The organism is Methanosarcina baikalica (assembly GCF_031461075.1).
GTDB classification, from domain to species: Archaea; Halobacteriota; Methanosarcinia; order Methanosarcinales; family Methanosarcinaceae; genus Methanosarcina; species Methanosarcina baikalica.
On record NZ_JAVKPK010000127.1, the window covers coordinates 1 to 3,009 of the forward strand.

2 protein-coding genes and 1 pseudogene are annotated in these 3,009 nt (G+C 38.3%); all 3 read left to right on the forward strand.

Annotation, left to right across the window (positions count from 1 at the left end; translation table 11 throughout):
• A pseudogene (locus RG963_RS16250) lies at positions 1-165 on the forward strand (IS630-like element ISMac13 family transposase); the annotation flags it as partial.
• A gap of 192 nt (positions 166-357) precedes the next feature.
• Complete coding sequence (locus RG963_RS16255; protein ID WP_310577324.1) at positions 358-1,362, forward strand: DUF5996 family protein; 1,005 nt, start codon at positions 358-360, stop codon at positions 1,360-1,362.
• Between the two features lie 776 nt (positions 1,363-2,138).
• Complete coding sequence (locus RG963_RS16260) at positions 2,139-2,486, forward strand: hypothetical protein (RefSeq protein ID WP_310577325.1); 348 nt, start codon at positions 2,139-2,141, stop codon at positions 2,484-2,486.
• Positions 2,487-3,009: the final 523 nt, after the last annotated feature.

The window sequence follows — 3,009 nt, forward strand, 5'->3', positions numbered from 1 at the left end:
GAATATTTAATTAAGTTAAGTCACTCTGGAAGTCAACTGGCAAGTATTGTTGAAAGGGCTAAAATTTTAGCTTATAGCAAAAACAATACTGAAATCTCTAGAGAATTAAACGTTGCTCATAAAATCGTAAGAAACCGGATACAAAGAGTTTTAGACCACGGAATTAAGAAGGTCTCAGCAGTAAACTTCAAAGATCCTGTTTTAAAGTCAATCTTTTAATTTTTATCCGGGCAGGAAATGTTTTAAACTTATAAATTAACGGAGACTAACGGCTTATATGTATAAATCATATAACTCAAATGGGATTATCATAAACTTTACCATCATTGATTTGGGAATTTTATAGAGGGGGATATTATGGTAAACACCAGTTTTATGCGGGATGTACAGTTCCCGCCTTTACCGATTGAAGAATGGGAAGACACGAAGAATACTCTGCACCTGTTTCTGCAGATAGTGGGAAAGGTCCGGCTTGCATTGTTTCCGAAAATGAACCACTGGTGGCATGTGCCTTTTTATGTTTCGGTGCGCGGGCTTACTACAGGGCCTATTCCTTATGAGGACATGATTTTCGAGATGGAGTTTGATTTCAGAGACAAAGAACATGTTTTAAGGATTGAGACAAGTGAGGGGGACTCTAAAACCGTGCCTTTGAAGGGACTGTCTACTGCAGGGTTTTACGAGCGCGTGTTTTCAAGTCTGGGAGAATTCGGGATTGTGGCAGGCATCAAGCCTGTGCCTTATGATATACCTGGAGTGACAGAGCCGTTTACATCGGATTATCAGTTCGCATCGTATGATGAAGAATATGTGAACAGGTTCTGGAGAATCCTTGTACAGGTATATTCGATCTTTCAGGTCTTCAGGGGCTGGTTTACAGGAAAAAGCTCGCCTGTGCACTTTTTCTGGCACCACGCTGACCTTGCTCTGACGCGGTTTTCAGGCAGGCCTGCTCCGTTCAGGGAAGGAGCAAACCCTGTTGAACTTGAATCTTCCTCGCATGAAATAATCAGCTTTGGTTTCTGGGCAGGAGACCAAAATGTAAGGGAGCCGGCTTTTTATGCTTACATGCACCCGCAGCCTGCAGGTCTCATGAATGAACCGCTAAGCCCGAAAGAAGCTTTCTGGGACCATCAGGCCGGGCTTGCGCTTCTCATGTATAATGATGTCCGAAATGCAGACTCGCCGGAGAAAGCAGTACTTGATTTTCTTGAAAGCGTGTATCAGGCAGGGGCAAAAAAGGCGAACTGGGATATTGAGGCTTTCAGGCTCACTTCATTTAAAGAGCAGCCCAAAGAGCAAGCTAAAAAGTCTGAAAATCAACCGGACATACTGGAAAAGCTGGAACGGCCTGATGCCTGAGCTCAAAAGCATAGGGTTTCCAGGCTTTATTCCCTGTTTTTCCCTTGAGGCTTTTCCTTTGCTTTCCTTTTATGTCCCACGCCCCAATGAGGCTGAAGTCTGTCGACGTTGAGCAAATAAAAACGAAAACCGCAGACTCCATGTAAAAGTTAAGTATCAAAAGCTCAACAATTTACTGGTGGGTGTCCTGGTCACTTTTCAACTGGGAAATTATTTTCGGCCCACACAAAACAGCGAGCCAGTCTTGTGTGCAAGTACTATGAGACACGACTTTTGAAGATCTGATAATCATTAAAATACGTTATTTATGGTTATATTTTAAATTAAAAGTTTAAAAATACTTATTTTATTAATTAAACCATTTTAAGCTAGTTTTTATTATAAGTATGTTTATATTTATTCCAGCTAATATTAGAAATATCAACTGCTGGATAGTTGGCAAGACAATTAGAACGGATTTTTCCAGAGAAGAATGGACGAATAGAAATGGATCTACAATCACCAGTATGATCTAACTTTGTTTCAGTCACTATTATTAGATACGCACACGTGGAATTTAAAATACATCTATTAATCAACAAATTTTCTACACAATAAAGAATATTTTGGGATTGGTACTCCCAAATATTGCAGGTACATGGGGGGCATTAAGTGAGTTAGTTTCAAATGTTGAATTCTTGACTATAAATCCAAAAATCACTGGGTTTCAGAACAGCGTCTTTTCATCGGTGTATAAACCATTTTCATTCAATTGAACAAAATCAGGAGTATAATTTATGGGAAATAAAAAAGTTGATAGAACAAAAAAGACCCTTGCTATTTTGCTGGCAGTTTGTTTTGTACTATCAGTGACAGCTGCGTCGGTAAACGCAGCTGACAATAGTGAGTATAAGAACAAAGACGGTTACAACGCTGGCTACGACAAAGGCCATAACGAAGGCGAAAAACAAGGCAAAGCAGACTGCAAGCAATATGGCATCAAGGAGATTCTCCAGAAAATTCCTTCTCCTTCGACCATAGACAGCTGGACAAAATACTACGAAGAAAACTACAACAAAGGCTACAAAAACGGATATCTCGACGGCTATAGTCCAAATAGATACACATGCTTAAAGAAAGAATAAAAAGAAAGGAATAAGAAACCTTGAAAATCAAAACTAGAATTTTAATTTCAAAGATAACACCAAGATCACTAAAGTAGAGAATTTTCCGCAGAGATCCCTATTTTAGCGATCTTGTTTACGAATTCTTTTCAGGGCCTTCATAACCGGGGATATGTTTTCGATTTTTTAATCTTTTTTTAATAGCTCTTGATTACATTAGAAAATGAGGAAGTCATCAGAAACAAATGTGAGCTGTAGATGTCAAGAAAGAAGAATGTCAGAAGAATGTTAGAAGAATGTTAGAAGAATGTCAGAAGAAGAATGTCAGAAGAAGAATGTCATTTTCGAGGAGACAATTATATGGATTGGATGCTACTATGGACCTACATTTGGAGGTTAAATCTCTCCGCACTGCATTACATTTCCTTTATCACATCTTTTTCGCAATCAAGGTTTTGCAAGTTTTTATGTGTATTTATATTAAGAAGTTAAATTTATTAATAGATATATATATTTTAATTTGCTATTACCATTTTATTTCACT